This window comes from Sphingorhabdus sp. (assembly GCF_029865925.1).
Classification (GTDB): Bacteria; Pseudomonadota; Alphaproteobacteria; order Sphingomonadales; family Sphingomonadaceae; genus Sphingorhabdus_B.
On sequence record NZ_JARXAI010000103.1, the window covers coordinates 1 to 15,819 of the forward strand.

A 15,819-nucleotide genomic window follows, 5' to 3' on the forward strand; every position below is an offset into this window, starting at 1 on the left:
GCAAGCCCGCGTGACGTTGCTAACGCCTGCAGATAGGCTGGGTCATCAAGGCCTTTTTCCTTATCTGCCGTCTCGAACGTGTCCTGTCCAAAATATTGCAGTTCCTTGTCGGCATGGGCGGTGTTGAACGCGATCACGTCGGCCAATGTTTTGTGCGGGACAAGGCCCTCAGGTAGGCCTTGTAAATAGGAGGCAAGGTCTGCCTTAAGCTCAGCGAGCAAAACCTTAAATTCGCCCTGTCCGATTTTTTGCCGGTCAATCTTGCTGGTGTCGAGAACAACAATCTCTGCGCCGCCGTCCTTCAACTTGGCAATCGCGGCGTCGAATAGCACCGCGTCGGCAGTGGGCGCGCGGATCACACCAACACGCATGCCCTTCAAAGCATCGACGGACAAGCCAGCGGTGTAATTGCCGCGCCAGCGGTCGGCATCCACTGTCGCCGCGTCCTGCGGGTCGCTACCGGCCATCGCGGTCAGCATAATCGCCGCATCACGCACAGAGCGGGTAATGGGTCCGGCGGTGTCCTGACTGTGGCTGATGGGCACAACATAACGACGTGAGACAAGGCCAACGGTTGGTTTAAACCCAACAACGCCGTTTACACCCGCAGGGCAGGTGATGGAGCCGTCGGTTTCGGTGCCAATGGTTCCGGCGGCAAGGGCTGCCGCTGCTGCGGATCCGCTGCCGCTTGATGAGCCGCAGCTGTTGCGGTCAAGCGCATGCGGGTTTTTGGTCAAGCCGCCGACCGCGCTCCAGCCGCTGGTTGAATTGTTCGACCGGATATTGGCCCATTCACTCAAGTTGGTTTTGCCCAAGATCACGGCACCCGCCGCACGCAAACGGGCGATGAGCGGCGCGTCACGGTTGGTGATATTACCTGCAAGTGCAAGCGATCCAGCGGTGGTGGCAATGGGGCCAGCAACCTCGACATTGTCCTTCACCAGAATGGGAATGCCGTGCATCGGCCCGCGATATGTACCGGCGCGTAATTCCGCATCCATCGCGCGTGCTTGGTCAAGTGCGTCGGGAAAGGTAGCAATGACCGCATTCAGCGTTGGTCCGCTATCGTCCACTGCAGCAATCCGCGCAAGATATGCCGCGGTGATAGCTTCGCTGTTTAGCGTGCCGCCCTCAATGCCGTCAGCAAGCTGGGAGAGATCGAAATTTTCAATGGATCCCGCTTTGGTAAGGTTGGCGGCCGCTTGTGCAGTTGAAGGCGGAATTGCTGCCCATACCGCGGCTGGCTGAGCTAAAGCACAGGTGAAGGCGAGCGCGATTTTCATTTTCATGTGACGTCTCCCTTTGCCAATTCTGTTCCACGGTCGCGTGCGGCGCCCAGCGTCTGCGTCATCAATGCTTCCAAAGCGGCCTCTGCATCAAGCACGGCTAGGCCAGCGGCTGTGGTCCCGCCGGGGCTGGCAACGCGTGCCGCCAATGCATCTGGCGTTTGCGGCGATGACGCGGCAAGCATCGCTGCGCCCTCCGTCATAGACAGCGCCAATTGCGCGGCAATATCGTGCGGTAAACCCGCCGCTTCGCCACCCTTCGTCAACGCGTCAATGAAGCGGTAGACAAAGGCCGGCCCTGATCCGGCCAGCGCCGTGACAGCGTCCATTTGCCCCTCATCCTCAATCCAGATGACCGAGCCCAAAGGCGCGAGCCAATGTGCGATATTCGCGCGTTCCGTTACATCTGGCGCAAAGAGTGCAAGCGGCGATTTGCCGATGGCCGCCGCTAAATTAGGCATAAGCCGAACGATCCGCGCGTCGGGAAAGGCGTTGCCCAGCGTGTGTGACGTTGTGCCAGCCAGTATCGAAATGACCAATGCCCCGGGGGCAAGCAATGCCGCAATGTCCGGTGCAAGCGATGGCAAAAGCTGCGGCTTGATTCCAAGCACCACGATATCGAATTGCCCCCCAACGTCCTGTGCCGACCGTGATAGCGTGACGCCTGTGGGCAGGTTTTCGGCGACAGGGTCAACAATATGGAAAGCATCTGGCGCCACACCGGCGGCAAGCCAGCCACGCAGCATCGCGCCGCCCATGTTGCCGCAGCCGTAGAAACAGATTTGAGAGGGGAAAACGGACAAAATGAAAACCTTGCGACTGTTTAGGCGAACGTCATGCCCTATCCATGCGCTAACGGCAACCGCAGGAACAGCGACAGGCCCTCTGGCGCTGGTACGGGCGGCGCACCTGCATGGCGCACGGCATCTGCGCGTGCACGATTAAGGATCGCTGTTGGTACATCTGCGTCATGGAAAACATGGTCGGCCTCACCCAACAACCGCGCGGTACGCAACGTCAGATCGTCGGGGCTATCCGACAGCAAGGCGATTTCAATGATACGGTCGCCCTTGGGCTCTTGCGCCACGTCAAGCCAGTGTGCGACCGTGTTGGCCGTGTGGTTTCCGAACGGATCCAACAGGCCGCCCGCGGTAAAGCCTTGGTCCAATGCGCGGCGGCGCTGGGGACCCTCGGGCCAGCGCACGCGGATTGCGACGCGCGCGCCGGCAATCGCATTGGCCAGAGGCCCTAAGGTTTCGGGCAGCAATGTCTCAATCCGCTGGCGAATGGCCTTTGCCATGCCCGCCGACGCCCCGCCCGTACCCACCGCAACCAGAACGGGCGTGCGGTCAACAATGGCAGGCGTAGTGAAATCGCAGATTTCGGGGCGGTCGACGACGTTGACGAGTAACCCGCGCGCCTTCAACGCATCGGCAGACGCCCGCGCCGCGTCTTCGTCCGCGATGGCGACAAAAGCAATGCGCGCGTCCATGTCATCAGCATTGACGCAGATGCCGCCAGCGCGCTCAATCAAGCGCTGTTTGGCGTCCGCCATTTCACCTTCACCAACCAGAATGACGTTCCGGCCTTTCAGGTTCACAAATATCGGCAGCTGGTCCAACGCGATTTTCCTATTTCAGCCAGTCGGGCACATGTTCCGCAGCTAAAATCGTCTCAGGCGAAATCCGTTCTGCGACGACTGCGAATTTGTCACCATCGACCAAGACTTCGGGAACAAGCCCACGGCTGTTGTAAGTGCTCGCCATCGTCGCACCATAAGCGCCAGCGGTTCGGAAAATGGCAAGGTCATTGGCTGCAACCGGGTCAATCTCACGCCCCATGGCAAAGGTGTCGCCAGTTTCGCACACAGGACCAACGATATTGGCCATCATCTTTTCGCCGTTGGGCGCAACTGCTTCAAAATCATGCCACGCGTCGTAAAGCGCCGGGCGCGCCAGATCATTCATGGCCGCATCGACGATCACGAACGGGGCGTTGCCCGCGCCGGGCTTCACGCGGATGACGCGCGTCAACAATATGCCGGCATTGCCCGCGATAACGCGGCCGGGTTCGAACATCAGGCGGACGCCCCAATCCTTGGTCACGCGAGCGACCATAGCGCCATAATCGGCTGGCTCTGGCGGATTGTCGCCGTCACGATAGCGCACGCCAAGGCCACCACCCAAGTCCACATGGGTAACTTCATGCCCCTGACTGCGCAATAACTGCACCAGCGCGCCGACTTTCGTAAATGCCGTCTCAAGCGGTTCCAAGCTGGTCAACTGGCTGCCAATGTGCAGCGCCAACCCGCGCATATGCAAGTTTGGCAGCGCGCTCAACCGGGCGTAAATTTCGGCTGCGCGGTGAATACCAACGCCGAATTTATTGTCGGCCTTGCCGGTAGAAATCTTGCCATGCGTCCCTGCGTCGACATCTGGGTTAATGCGCAACACGGCATGTGCGGTAAGGTCCAAGGAAGTGGCGATATCTGCAAGCTCGCGGCCTTCTTCTTCCGATTCGATGTTGAACTGGCCAATGCCTACCTTCATCGCGCGGGTGATTTCCTCCGCCGTTTTGCCAACACCTGAGAACACGATATCCTCTGCTGCCATCCCGGCGGCAAGCGCGCGGTCCATTTCGCCGCCCGACACAACATCGGCGCCGTAACCCTGCCGCGCGAGAACCTTCAGCACCGCAAGGTTGGGGTTCGATTTGACGGCAAAGGCAATATGCGGGTTATCAAGTCCCGACAATGCGTCGCGGAAGACCTGCGCATGGCGTTCAAATGTCGCCCGTGAATAGACATAGACCGGCGTGCCAACTGCATCCGCAATATCAGATAGCGCGACATCTTCGGCGTGCAGCACGCCATTGATGAGATTAAAATGGTTCATGGTTTATGACTTATTTTGGATTGGGTTTTGCGGATTGCGTCGGTTGTTCGGGGTTGAACGCTATGGGTTCCTCCCCCGGTGGGACGTCAAAGGGGTCGTCCTCGCGGCGGTCGGAACGTTTTAGCAATTCGTCCGTGCGACCAGGGCGTGCTTGCACCGATGCTGTCAACAAAATCGCTGCCGTTTGCGCTGTCATCTGGCCATAGGCCTTGGGTGGCAAGCTGTTGCCCGTGCGGGGTTCAAGGTCGCCGACCTTACCGCAGGCAGTAGCCGCCATTGCTATTGCGATAATCAGCAGGACAGGTTGCAACTTCATGCCTTTAGCTCCTTGTGTGCAGCAGCGATGGCTTCTCTCACGCGCACTGGCGCTGTGCCGCCAGCGCTTGTCCGGCTGGCAACAGAGCCGTCAATCGACAGGTCAGGCAATATGCAACCGGCAAGCATTGGGTTGATGGCCGCAAGGTCATCAGCCGCAATGTCCGATAGGCCAATGCCACGCGCTTCGCACGCCTTCACAACGCTGCCGGTGACATGATGCGCCTCACGGAAGGGCATGGCAAATGCGCGGACCAGCCAGTCGGCCAAGTCGGTAGCGGTTGAAAATCCGGTGGCGGCGACTTCGCGCATGCGGGAGGTGTTGAATGTCACATTGGCGACCATGCCGGTCATTGCGGCAATGGATAAAGCCAGCAGGTCATAAGCTTCAAATACTGGCGGCTTGTCGTCCTGCATATCCTTTGAATAGGCCAATGGCAGACCCTTCATGGTGATCATAAGGCTGTTCATGCAGCCAATGATGCGCCCTGAATGCCCGCGCACCAATTCGGCGGCATCTGGGTTGCGCTTTTGCGGCATGATGGAGCTGCCCGTTGACCACGCATCGGGTAAGGTAATGAAGCCGAAAGGCTGCGACGCCCATAAGATCATTTCTTCGGCCAGACGTGACAAATGCAAAGCGGTCTGTGCCGCGGCTGTTAGAAACTCAAGCGCGAAATCGCGGTCGGATACCGCATCAATGCTATTGCCCATCGGCCCGTCAAAGCCAAGCGCAGCCGCAGTTGCGGTGCGATCAATCGGGAAAGATGTGCCAGCCAATGCAGCCGCCCCCAAAGGGGAGAGGTTCAGGCGACCGCGGCAATCGGCAAAGCGGCTGCGGTCGCGCTTGGCCATTTCGTAATACGCCATCAAATGGTGGCCGAGCGTAACGGGCTGCGCCACTTGTAAATGCGTAAAGCCCGGCATGATGCTTTCGGTATGTTCTTCGGCGCGGGCAACAAGCGCAGATTGAAGGGCGCGCAAGCCAGCATCGATTTGCTGTGTCGCGTTACGAACCCACAGCCGGAAATCGGTTGCCACTTGGTCGTTGCGTGACCGCGCGGTGTGCAAGCGTGCAGCAGGCTCGCCAACCAAATCGTGCAGCCGCGTTTCGGTCAACATATGGATGTCTTCAAGCGCCAGATCTTCGGGCACGCCATTGGCTTGATATTCCGCATAGATCGCGTCCAAACCCTGCTGAATCGCGGCATTGTCGGCGCTCGAAATGATGCCCGCCGCTGCCAGCATATCGGCATGGGCTTTACTGCCCGCAATATCTTCCTGCCAAAGACGCTTGTCGAATGGGATTGAGGCATTTATCTCGCGCATGATGACCCCGGGGCCATCGCCAAACCGGCCGCCCCACATGCTATTGGAATTCGACATGCGCTTTGTAATTGCCCTAATCCTTCTGGTGTTGACTGGATGCGATAAAGAAAGCCAAGCGGAGGGGCAAGCGCAACCCGCATCGGGTGCAAATTCTGGCACGCGCGTCCAAGGCGACATCGCATTGGAAAGCGCGAATGGCAGTCGCGCCACGCTGAGCTACAAGAATGTGGGCCAAAAGGCGCCAACTGCACCCTTCGCTGACGCTGACGGGCAAGCAGTAACGTTGGCGGACTTTGCCGGCAAGCCATTGCTGCTGAATGTTTGGGCGACCTGGTGTCCGCCGTGTAAAGCCGAAATGCCAAGCTTGGATGCGGTGGCAAAGCTTGAACAGAACCGGATGAACGTCGTTGTGGTCTCGCAAGACCATGAAGGCCTCACGCCCGTCATCGCGTTTTTCAACGAAACTGGGGTGAAAAACCTCGTACCCTATACCGACGCCGATAATGCAATCTTAGCTGCCTTCAACAATGTTATAGCGCTGCCTACGACCATATTATATGACAGTGAAGGCTACGAAGTCTGGCGGATTGTTGGCGCTGTGGAGTGGAGTGAAGCTGAAAAGGCCAAGCTGCTCCGCGAGGCAGACTGATCCATTTTTACATCAATATCCCGCTTCTGTCAGCGACCGGACTTGGAAGTGACGATGATTCGGGTCCCTGCTGTCGGCGGTTTCGGCTGGATCATTTCCCACGCGCGCCAAATGGGGCAAGTACGCTTAAGTTTACAGTACTTCCAGGCATCAAAAGGCCGTTCTTGAGAAAGCTCTTTGTGGGATGAACCGAAAGCCCTTCACGGGATACTTAGCACATATAAAGTCATGTTCGGGAATGGTGGGCGCTAACGGGCTCGAACCGCTGACCCTCTCGGTGTAAACGAGATGCTCTACCAACTGAGCTAAGCGCCCCTCTCGGGAAGAGGGCCTTTGCCAAAGCTTGATGCCTTTGGCAAGCCTAATTAGATCATTGGCGCCGAACGTGTGGCGAGCGCGGCAAAATAATCGTCGAGTTTTGCGGAAGTTTCGCCAGAAAGCTCAATGAATACGCGACGGGCATCCGCCGGGTCCTGACGCCGCTCGAGCATGCCGATTTCGGCCATGGCGGTAATCCATCGCAAGGCCGTTGTTGGCGGCACTGCAGCCGCGATACACAGGCTGGATACAGATACCTGCTGCCCCTCCTGCGCTGCTGCTTTGAGATCAAGTAGGATGTCCCATGCCGGGTCAGCAAACAGGTCGGGCTGAAAAAAAACTGCCACGCAACCGGCGCAGCTTAATTATTTCACGCAGATTAGGCTGCTCGGCCATATCATCCGTGAACGGGCTGCTGTCAGCAAAATTCTGAAAACCATCACGCGGCGCTGGACGGAAAGACACAGGCTTTTCGGACACTTTATCTTTTTGTTCTGATTCAGCTAGGCGCGCGAGAGTTCTGGCAAATTCGGCCAGCTCATCACTGATGCGGTGCAGCGATGCAAATTCCACTTCTCGATCTTTGTCTCGCAGTCGTGCGATGCTTTCCCGCCCAAACGCTCCTGCCAAGATAGGCATTGCCTCGACATCGAATAAATCGACCATAACATGATATTGGCCGGGCGGAAATGCCGCATAAATCTCTTCCACCGCATCCATAGTGGACCAAATCATTGAAACGCCGTTATGCAGTTAAATATAATGGTTAATTCGCGTAACGCTAGCTTCGAGCACTTCCATTTTGGAGCGAAGATCGACCAATAGAAAATCGGCAGCTTGCGAATTATCCATGACAAGGGGGCAGCTTGAGAGCGTTGCGAGTCTTGCCAGGTCAGCATCGCGTTCCAACGAGCCGCCAGCGATCATCGCGACACGTCCATTATGACGCAATCCCGCCCCGGAACGGATGAAAAAGTTTGGCGGACTGACCGCTTGCTAACGTTACCTAATGGGGTAACCTATTGTGCAAGGTACGCCTGAACAGGCCCCTTTTTGTCATGCTATCGCATAACGCGCGGATAGAAGTAGCGCGGGCATTCCAGTGCCTTACCGCAAAGCTTGTTCCAACAACCGCGCTAGACGAATGCCGCCGCGTTCAACCTGCTGCCGCAACGCTGCGCGTGAGGCCGTTACGTCAGCTTCGTCGATGACAACGGGCGCCGCTGGCTTTGCACCACAAGGGTCACCATCGACGGCGCGCGGATAGGCGATGTTTTTGGATATCGCCCAATTTTCTTCGCTCCAGCCCTGCGCATTGCCTTGGTCTACAGCCGCTTTTCCCGCGGGCGCAAATGTCCGGACGATGGCTGGTGCCGCTGACAGTGCGCGATCAGCCAACAGCCCATCCCAAACCGAATGCAGATTATAGCCAGGCATGACGCCATAAGTGGTTTTCAGGTCATTGCCGCCGCGGTCCGCATGGTCACCGGCATGTAATGGCTGATGAATGTCGCCGACAAAATGCACAAGAAACGCCAGCGCCTCCAACCGGACATGTGTGGGCAAGGCCTTATTCGATAGAAGGGCAAAGTTGCGGTCAATCTGCGCCGAAACGCAATTGCCGTCGGCGCAGGCGCTTTTTAGGTCGAACGGCTTGCAGATGTCGACATTCTGGTAATGCCAGCTGTTGGTATAGCCCCAGCGCACACGGTCGCCCTTGATGCAATCCGCCCAGACGCTGACGTCCGCGATATTGCGCATAGCGCATGCGGGCGTGCCCAACATCGGCGCCGCGCGCAGAAGGCGCCGCATATTTGCCCGCGCCATGGGTGACATATTTGCCTGCGCAATCTGTGCGACGGTTTGATGGCCATATTCCCAATAAGATTGGGCAGGCGCGAGCGGCGCGAACAAGAGGACTATCGAAATGAGGAAGCGTTTCATCCCTCCGCCTTAAGCGGGTTTTTACAGGAAATATATCGGCGTGTGCACTATCGATGCATTGCGCTTATTCAAGGTCTGACAGGGACACAGCCCGCGCGCCGGATTGCCGGCTGCGCACCAGAGCTTCAAAAACGCATCGCAACGCTGACCCCAGCGCTTGTGCTGTTACCCCATGGCAGAACAAATGCTTCGCGCTGACTGCGCTTGCAGGTGATCAGGAAGCCCGACGCCGACCCGATGCCGGCGCCAATTACAACATCATACCAGTGATGCTTGTCCGCTTGCACGCGGGCCAAGCCAACGAAGCTCGCGGCAAGCATAGCCGGCACGCCGATGTCTGCGCCTTGGCGGCTATACAATGTTGCGGCGGCGGCAAAGGCAGCGCTGGTATGGCCGGAGGGGAAACTCTTCCGGTCGCTGCCATCGGGGCGCAATTCGGGGAAGGTGTATTTCAATCCCGTTGTGATCAAGGCCGCGGCACCAAGCGATCCCGCCGCCTGAAACGCTCCTTGTGTGTCGCCTTCGGCGATCGGCAGACCAAGCGCAGCAAGGCTTAACCCGGCAACGCCAACATCGCTTGCCGTGGCCCATGCCTTTTCATTTTTGGCCTGCGCCTGCATTGGCGCTGCTACCAATAAAAGCGCTAGAGAAACGCGGTTGATGTGCTTTTTCATATAATGTCCTTAGTGTTTTATAGCGCCCCGCTGGAGCTATGGGCGCGGGGAGAGCAACAGCCTATAAGATATTAAGGCTATGCCAATGCAGCCGGACAATATGATCACGCAAACCATATTGCAGCAAGTTCAGGTTGATGATTGCGGGAAAATGCCAAGCCGCCTATAATGCGATTATGTCTTCTATACGCCCCTGGCGCGATATCGTGCGCCGTCAGTCCCGCCAGATCATGGTCGGTAAAGTCCCCGTTGGCGGCAATGCCCCGATATCGGTGCAAACGATGACCAACACGCTGACCAGTGACGCAGGTGCGACCATTGACCAAATCCGCCGCTGCGAAGATGCTGGCGTTGATATCATCCGCGTATCTTGCCCCGATGTTGAGAGCACAGCCGCGCTGAAACAGATTGTCCGTGCGGCCAATGTGCCCATCGTCGCGGACATCCATTTCCATTATAAACGCGCGCTTGAGGCGGCGGACGCGGGTGCCGCTTGCCTGAGGATCAACCCAGGTAATATCGGATCGTCGGCGCGTGTGAAAGAGGTCGTGAACGCCGCCAAGGCAAATGGTTGCGCGATCCGTATCGGCGTAAACGCCGGCAGCTTGGAAAAAGACTTGCTCGAAAAATATGGCGAGCCATGCCCCGAGGCGCTGATTGAAAGCGCGCTGGACCATATCAGGCTGCTTCAGGATCATGATTTCCACGAATATAAGGTTGCGGTGAAGGCGTCGGACGTTTTCTTGGCGGTTGCGGCCTATATGGGCCTTGCTGATGCTGTTGACTGCCCCATCCATCTTGGAATTACCGAGGCGGGCGGGCTTATTGGCGGAACCGTAAAATCCTCCATCGGCATGGGCAATTTATTGTGGGCGGGCATCGGCGATACGATCCGCGTGAGCCTGTCGGCTGAACCCGAAGAAGAAGTGCGCGTTGGCTATGAAATCTTGAAAGCCTTGGGCCTGCGCACCCGCGGCGTCCGTGTGGTCAGCTGCCCTAGCTGCGCACGCCAAGGTTTTGATGTTATACGCACGGTGCAGAAGCTTGAGGATGCACTTGGCCATATCAAAACGCCCATGTCGCTCTCGGTCCTCGGCTGCGTTGTCAACGGCCCCGGCGAAGCGCGCGAGACCGACATTGGCATAACGGGCGGCGGCAATGGCAAGCACATGGTCTATCTCTCCGGCGTTACCGACCATCATGTTGAGGATGACGACATGGTCAGCCATATCGTGCGCTTGGTCGAGGCGAAAGCTGCAGAAATCGACGCTGGCGCAAGCGTGAGCATGGACACGTTACACGGAAAAGCGGCTTGAGCCTCTCGATACGGGCTGCAACGCCGGCCGATATATCGCTTATTGGGCAGTTCATTCGCGACTTGGCGGAATATGAAAAGCTGGCGCATGCGGTGCGTTTTGACGAGGCGGTGATGGCACAAAAGCTGTTCGGGCCACGCCCTTATGCTGAGGTGCTGATTGGCGAGATTGATGGCGTGCCGCAGGGCTTCGCCTTGTTCTTCCATAATTTTTCGACCTTCGAAGGACGGCCGGGCATTTATCTGGAGGATTTGTTCGTCCGGCCGGATGCCCGTGGATCGGGGCTTGGCAAGGCCTTGCTTGGCACGCTTGCAGGCCTTGCGGTCGAGCGCGATTGTGCGCGGCTGGAATGGTCGGTGCTTGATTGGAACACGCCAGCGATTGATTTTTATAAGGTGCTGGGGGCAACGCCCATGGACGAATGGACGGTCTACCGCGTCGATGGTAGCGCGCTAAATAACCTTGCCGCACACAGCCTTTAGACATGGCTGAACTCCACCCGCGTCCGTTCATCCCGTTCATGGTGGCTGCCGCGGGCATCGGTACATTTTCGTTAATGGATGTGGCGATGAAGGACCTCGCTTTGTCGCTTGGTACCTATAATGCCGTGATGTGGCGCAACTGCCTTGGTGCGTTGTTCATGGGGCTGTTGTTCATCGGTACGCGGCAGGAATGGCCGCCAGCGCACATCTTGAAAATACATCTGTGGCGCGGCATGGTCGCGTCGGTCATGTCGATCAGCTTTTTCTGGTCGCTGACGAAATTGCCGTTCGCTGAAGCCATCGGGCTTAGCTTCATTGCGCCGGTCATCGCACTCTATTTGGCCGCAGTGATATTGGGGGAAACAATTGGCCGTGAAGCCATCTGGGCGTCGCTGGCGGGGCTTGGCGGGGTGGTTATCATCATGGCTGGCCGGTTGAGCGGACAGTATACCAATGGGCATCTGTGGGGCGCTGCGGCAGTTTTGTTTTCGGCGGTTGTGTTTGCCTATAACCTGATCCTCGCGCGCAAGCAGGCGCAGGTCGCAGGGCCAATTGAAATCGCATTTTTTCAAAATCTTTTCGTCGCCGCGACACTCAGCTTTGCAGCACCGTGGTTTTTGCAGCCCATTGGTGCGGCTCATGCGCCCTTGATCGGTGGCGCAGCGATATTGTCGATTATCTCGCTGTTGCTTTTAAGCTGGGCCTATGCGCGGGCGGAGGCGCAGATCTTGATACCCGTTGAATATACCGCCTTTGTTTGGGCGGCGTTGTTCGGTTGGCTGTTCTTTGCCGAACCGGTCACCATGCCAGTGTTATTGGGGACAGTGTTGATCGTCAGCGGCAGCCTGATTGCTGCGCGGGCCAAGCCAGAGTCGGTGAACCAGGTGGAGATTGCGGCGGTTTAGCCGCACGCGGACCCAACGGCTACGCCGCCAGCGCCGAATAAATCATTGTCTTGATCTCGCGGCGCACCGGGTAGGTGGTTGATGGCAATAACTGCGTCATGAAAATCATGATGATATCCTCGACCGGATCGACGAAGAAGGCGGTCGAATACATGCCTCCCCAATAGAAATCGTCCGTGGAGCAAGGCGTCAATGTCGCCGCGCTGTCGATGGTGGTGGCAAAGCCAAGGCCAAAACCGATGCCTGCCATTTCGGCCTCACTGAATAGTGATTTCGACATTTGCGTCAGGTCCTGCCCGCCGGGAATATGGTTTGCGGTCATCAGCTCGACCGTCTTTGGGCTGAGGATCTGCGCGCCATCTAACGCGCCGCCATTGAGCATCATTCGGCAGAAGCGATAATAATCGGCTACGCTCGATGCCAGACCGCCGCCGCCAGAATTGAATGACCAGCCCTTGGTCCACATGCTGTCGGCGCCTGCCTTGTCGATCAGCTTCATTTTTGTTTCGGGGTCAAAGGCAAAGCCTTCGGGGATGCGGGCTGCTTTGTCGGATGGCACCTGAAAGAAAGTGTCCGTCATGCCCAAGGGCGTGAAGATATGCGTCTGGAAATATTCGGGCAACGAAAGCCCGCTGATGCGTTCCACTAAGATGCCGAGTATGTCGGTCGCAACCGAATAATTCCACTGCGTGCCGGGGTCAAACTCCAATGGGATTTGCGCCAGCGTATCAATCACGCTCTGCGAGGTGTTTTTGGTCCAGCTTTCGACATCGGTCTTGCGATAGGCCGCGTCGATATTGCCCTGTTCCTGAAAACTATAGGTGAAACCAGCGGTGTGCCGAAGCAGATCAATCACCCGCATTTGTGTCTTTGGCGCGCGCGTCATAAACGGCACATTGCCGCCGCCGCCCACAAAAACGCCCAATTGCGCAAATTCAGGGATATATTTGGTGACCGGATCCGTGAGCGCAACCAAACCCTGTTCCACCAACTGCATGAACGCGACTGAGGTAATCGGTTTGGTCATCGACGCAATACGGAAGATGGCATCTTCAGCGACGCCAGAGCTCCACTGCAGCGCGATATCATCGCCACGGCCGACCAACACCGACGCGAATGGCAATTTGCCATTATCGAGATAATTGGCCTGAATGAACGCAGGAATTCGGGCGAGGCGGTCTGAAACGAAACCTAGGTCTTCGGCGCTCATACGGCGGTTTGTCCTGTCAATTGACGGGTTACAGGGTGCGAGCTTGAAAGCCCGCCGTCCACGGCAATTGCTTGGCCGTTGACATAAGAAGCTTGGTCGCTGGCCAGGAACAATGCAACATTGGCAAGTTCCTCTGGCTGCGCGCCGCGGCGCAAGGGGTTCAGGCGGCCAATCTTCTCGGTCACGCCCTTTTCGCGGGCGTAGTCGAATGTCGGCTTGGTCATACCGGTTTCGGTCAGGCCTGGGCAAATCGCGTTGCAGCGGACATTGGTCCCTGACAATTGTTGCGCGCTGACTTGCGCCAGATTGATGACGCCCGCCTTTGATGCCGAATAAGGCGGGCCGCCAGCACCGGAACGGATACCAGCGACGCTTGCCGTCAGGATAATCGATCCGCCATTGCCCGCGTCGGCCATGACCTTGCCCGCGTGCTTCACCATCAGCCACGGGCCAATCAGGTTGACGCGCAAGACGCTGGTGAAGTTTTCAACGGTGTTGTCGAAAATGCCTTCCATGCCGCCCGAAATGCCAGCGTTGGCAAAGGCGATGTCGAGATGGCCGTGCTGCGCGATTGTCTTGGCAACCAGCGCCGCCACATCGGCTTCATCGCCTGCGTCCATTTGCACGGCAGTCGCGGCATCGCCGATCATCGCCGCGGTGTCATGCACCGATGCCGCCATGTCGCCCAAAACAACTTTAGCGCCCTCGGCCGCAAAGCGGATGGCGGACGCGCGGCCAATGCCTGAGCCAGCGCCAGTGATGATGGCGACTTTTCCCTCTAATGCTCCGCTCATACGACAACGCCTCCATCAATCACAATTGTCTGTCCGGTCATAAAGCTTGAGGCGTCGGACGCCAGATACACCGCAGCACCCGCAATTTCGCGGGGCTCGCCAATACGGCCAAGTGCCGCGCCAGAGGTTGATGCCTTCAAATTTTCGGGATTCTCCCACAAGCCTCGCGCAAAATCGGTTTTTACCAGCCCGGGCGCGATCGAATTGATACGCACATTATGCGGGCCATATTCGCGCGCGAGATTCTTGGTCATCTGAATATCTGCCGCCTTGGTGATCCCATATGCACCCAAGATCGGCGTTCCGCGCAAGCCAGCAATCGACGATACGATGACAATGGATCCTGATTTGCGCTCTATCATTTCGGGCACGACCATCTGGATCAACCAATGCTGCGATACGATATTGTTATCCAATGTCTTGCGCAGTTGCTCGTCAGTTATCGTCGCCATCGGGCCATAATGCGGGTTGGATGCGGCGTTGCAGACCAAAACATCGACTTTGCCAAAGGCCTTGCGCGCTTCATCGACGAGGTTTTGCAAGCTTTCCTTTGACGACAGGCTTGAGGCAACGGCAAGCGCCGCGCCTGAATGCTTGGCATTGATACCAGCGGCAACGGCCGCGCAATCGTCGATAGTACGGCTAGAAATCACAACTTTTGCGCCATGATCTGCCATTTCTTCGGCAATCGCCTGACCAATGCCGCGCGATGAACCTGTGATGATGGCAACCTTGCCGGTCATATCGAATAAAGACATTCTCTCTCCTTTTCCTCGCCGCGTCCGGGGAGGATTATCAATTACGCCCCAGCCTTTTCCGCGAACTTCCATGCAGATTCGGCCAGTGGGAATACGCGCTCGGCCATGGCTTGTGCATGTGACGAACTTGCGGTGCCGTCGATGACACGTTTTTTGATACCTTGGATAATCCCGGCGAGCCGGAAGAAATTATACGCAAAATACCAGTTCATGTCGGGCACGCCGTCACGGTTCGTAGCGGCACAATAGCGTTCAACCATCTGGTCGAGCTCGGGAATGCCCAACGCGGCGCGATCCAAGTCCATAACACCCGAGCGGCCTTCATTCTGCGTCACCCACGCCATCGCGACATAGGTGAAATCTGCCAGCGGGTCGCCCAAGGTCGACAATTCCCAGTCAAGCACCGCCACGACCTTTGCCTCTTTCGCATCGAAGATCATATTATCAATGCGATAGTCGCCATGGACAACGCTGGTGCGGGTCTGTTCGGGCAAGGTTTTGGGCAGCCATTCAATGAGGCGTTCTATTTCAGGCATCGTTTCGGTTTCGGCGAGCCTATACTGCTTTGTCCAGCGTTCGACCTGCCGCCCGAAATAGTTACCCGGCTTGCCAAAATCGGACAGGCCAGCGGCTTCGACATCAACATTGTGCAGCGCCGCCAATGTATCGATCATCGCCTCGTACGTCGCACGGCGCTCCGCAGGGTTTGAATCCGGCATGGAACCGTCCCAGATCGTCCGGCCTTCAACCATATCCATGATATAGAACATCGACCCAGCGACACCGTCGTCGGTGCATAGGCCAAAGGGCTTTGCGACCGGAAAGCCCGTTGGGTACAAGCCCGCAATCACCTTATATTCGCGGTCAACGGCATGTGCGCTGGGCAACAGGACGCCAAATGGCTTGCGACGCAGCACATAAGAACCGCTTTTGGCGTTTAACCGA

Annotated in this window: 18 protein-coding genes and 1 tRNA gene; 4 read left to right on the top strand and 15 right to left on the bottom strand. The window is 57.3% G+C overall.

Annotation, left to right across the window (positions count from 1 at the left end):
• The 6 genes from QE270_RS10630 to argH form a co-directional block, all read right to left on the bottom strand.
• On the bottom strand, window positions 1-1,289 hold a 1,289-nt coding region (locus tag QE270_RS10630), incomplete at its 3' end, for an amidase (RefSeq protein ID WP_300039223.1).
• Entirely contained in the window at window positions 1,286-2,089 is an 804-nt protein-coding gene (gene proC / locus QE270_RS10635) for a pyrroline-5-carboxylate reductase (RefSeq protein WP_300039226.1), read from the bottom strand. The genes proC and QE270_RS10630, both read right to left, overlap by 4 nt.
• Window positions 2,090-2,127: 38 nt before the next feature.
• The gene (locus tag QE270_RS10640; protein WP_300039230.1) at window positions 2,128-2,907 is read right to left on the bottom strand and encodes an NAD(P)-dependent oxidoreductase; all 780 of its coding nucleotides are present in this window, start codon (window positions 2,905-2,907) and stop codon (window positions 2,128-2,130) included.
• Between the two features lie 10 nt (window positions 2,908-2,917).
• A complete protein-coding gene (lysA, locus tag QE270_RS10645; RefSeq protein WP_300039233.1) occupies window positions 2,918-4,180 on the bottom strand; it encodes a diaminopimelate decarboxylase in 1,263 nt (420 codons plus the stop codon).
• Between the two features lie 10 nt (window positions 4,181-4,190).
• Window positions 4,191-4,496, bottom strand: coding sequence for a hypothetical protein (locus tag QE270_RS10650; protein ID WP_300039236.1), 306 nt, complete (start codon window positions 4,494-4,496; stop codon window positions 4,191-4,193).
• Window positions 4,493-5,881, bottom strand: coding sequence for an argininosuccinate lyase (gene argH, locus QE270_RS10655; protein WP_300039239.1), 1,389 nt, complete (start codon window positions 5,879-5,881; stop codon window positions 4,493-4,495). Before argH ends, QE270_RS10650 begins: the two co-directional genes overlap by 4 nt.
• On the opposite strand from argH, the gene QE270_RS10660 reads away from it, so the two are divergent.
• On the top strand, window positions 5,880-6,473 hold the full coding sequence (locus tag QE270_RS10660; RefSeq protein ID WP_300039242.1) for a TlpA disulfide reductase family protein: 594 nt from the start codon (window positions 5,880-5,882) through the stop codon (window positions 6,471-6,473). The genes argH and QE270_RS10660 overlap by 2 nt on opposite strands.
• A 239-nt stretch (window positions 6,474-6,712) precedes the next feature.
• Here QE270_RS10660 and QE270_RS10665 read toward each other — a convergent pair.
• The 5 genes from QE270_RS10665 to QE270_RS10685 form a co-directional block, all read right to left on the bottom strand.
• Window positions 6,713-6,788 (bottom strand) — tRNA-Val (locus QE270_RS10665).
• 50 nt (window positions 6,789-6,838) lie between these two features.
• A complete protein-coding gene (locus QE270_RS10670; RefSeq protein WP_300039244.1) occupies window positions 6,839-7,138 on the bottom strand; it encodes a winged helix DNA-binding protein in 300 nt (99 codons plus the stop codon).
• Window positions 7,104-7,526 carry a hypothetical protein gene (locus tag QE270_RS10675; protein WP_300039247.1) on the bottom strand — a complete coding sequence of 141 codons (423 nt, stop codon included), beginning with the start codon at window positions 7,524-7,526 and terminating at the stop codon, window positions 7,104-7,106. The genes QE270_RS10670 and QE270_RS10675 overlap by 35 nt, the downstream gene beginning before the upstream one ends.
• Before the next feature lie 372 nt (window positions 7,527-7,898).
• Complete coding sequence (locus QE270_RS10680; protein ID WP_300039249.1) at window positions 7,899-8,735, bottom strand: S1/P1 nuclease; 837 nt, start codon at window positions 8,733-8,735, stop codon at window positions 7,899-7,901.
• Window positions 8,736-8,860: 125 nt separating this feature from the next.
• Window positions 8,861-9,409, bottom strand: coding sequence for a phosphatase PAP2 family protein (locus QE270_RS10685; protein WP_300039252.1), 549 nt, complete (start codon window positions 9,407-9,409; stop codon window positions 8,861-8,863).
• Window positions 9,410-9,585: 176 nt separating this feature from the next.
• Between QE270_RS10685 and ispG the strand changes: the two genes are divergently transcribed.
• The 3 genes from ispG to QE270_RS10700 are packed head-to-tail and all read left to right on the top strand — an operon-like array spanning window position 9,586 to window position 12,112.
• Window positions 9,586-10,725, top strand: a complete 1,140-nt coding sequence (gene ispG, locus QE270_RS10690) for a flavodoxin-dependent (E)-4-hydroxy-3-methylbut-2-enyl-diphosphate synthase (RefSeq protein WP_300039255.1) — start codon at window positions 9,586-9,588, stop codon at window positions 10,723-10,725.
• A complete protein-coding gene (locus QE270_RS10695) occupies window positions 10,722-11,207 on the top strand; it encodes a GNAT family N-acetyltransferase (RefSeq protein ID WP_300039258.1) in 486 nt (161 codons plus the stop codon). The genes ispG and QE270_RS10695 overlap by 4 nt, the downstream gene beginning before the upstream one ends.
• Window positions 11,208-11,209: 2 nt before the next feature.
• The gene (locus QE270_RS10700; RefSeq protein ID WP_300039261.1) at window positions 11,210-12,112 is read left to right on the top strand and encodes a DMT family transporter; all 903 of its coding nucleotides are present in this window, start codon (window positions 11,210-11,212) and stop codon (window positions 12,110-12,112) included.
• A 19-nt stretch (window positions 12,113-12,131) separates the two neighbouring features.
• Here the strand turns inward: QE270_RS10700 and QE270_RS10705 are convergent, their stop codons facing one another.
• From QE270_RS10705 to QE270_RS10720, 4 genes are all read right to left on the bottom strand, one after another.
• A complete protein-coding gene (locus tag QE270_RS10705) occupies window positions 12,132-13,322 on the bottom strand; it encodes a serine hydrolase domain-containing protein (protein WP_300039264.1) in 1,191 nt (396 codons plus the stop codon).
• A complete protein-coding gene (locus QE270_RS10710) occupies window positions 13,319-14,116 on the bottom strand; it encodes an SDR family oxidoreductase (RefSeq protein ID WP_300039267.1) in 798 nt (265 codons plus the stop codon). The genes QE270_RS10705 and QE270_RS10710 overlap by 4 nt, the downstream gene beginning before the upstream one ends.
• Window positions 14,113-14,874, bottom strand: coding sequence for an SDR family oxidoreductase (locus QE270_RS10715; RefSeq protein WP_300039270.1), 762 nt, complete (start codon window positions 14,872-14,874; stop codon window positions 14,113-14,115). Before QE270_RS10715 ends, QE270_RS10710 begins: the two co-directional genes overlap by 4 nt.
• 41 nt (window positions 14,875-14,915) lie before the next feature.
• Window positions 14,916-15,819: phosphotransferase family protein (locus tag QE270_RS10720; RefSeq protein ID WP_300039273.1), on the bottom strand; the 904-nt coding region annotated here is incomplete at its 5' end.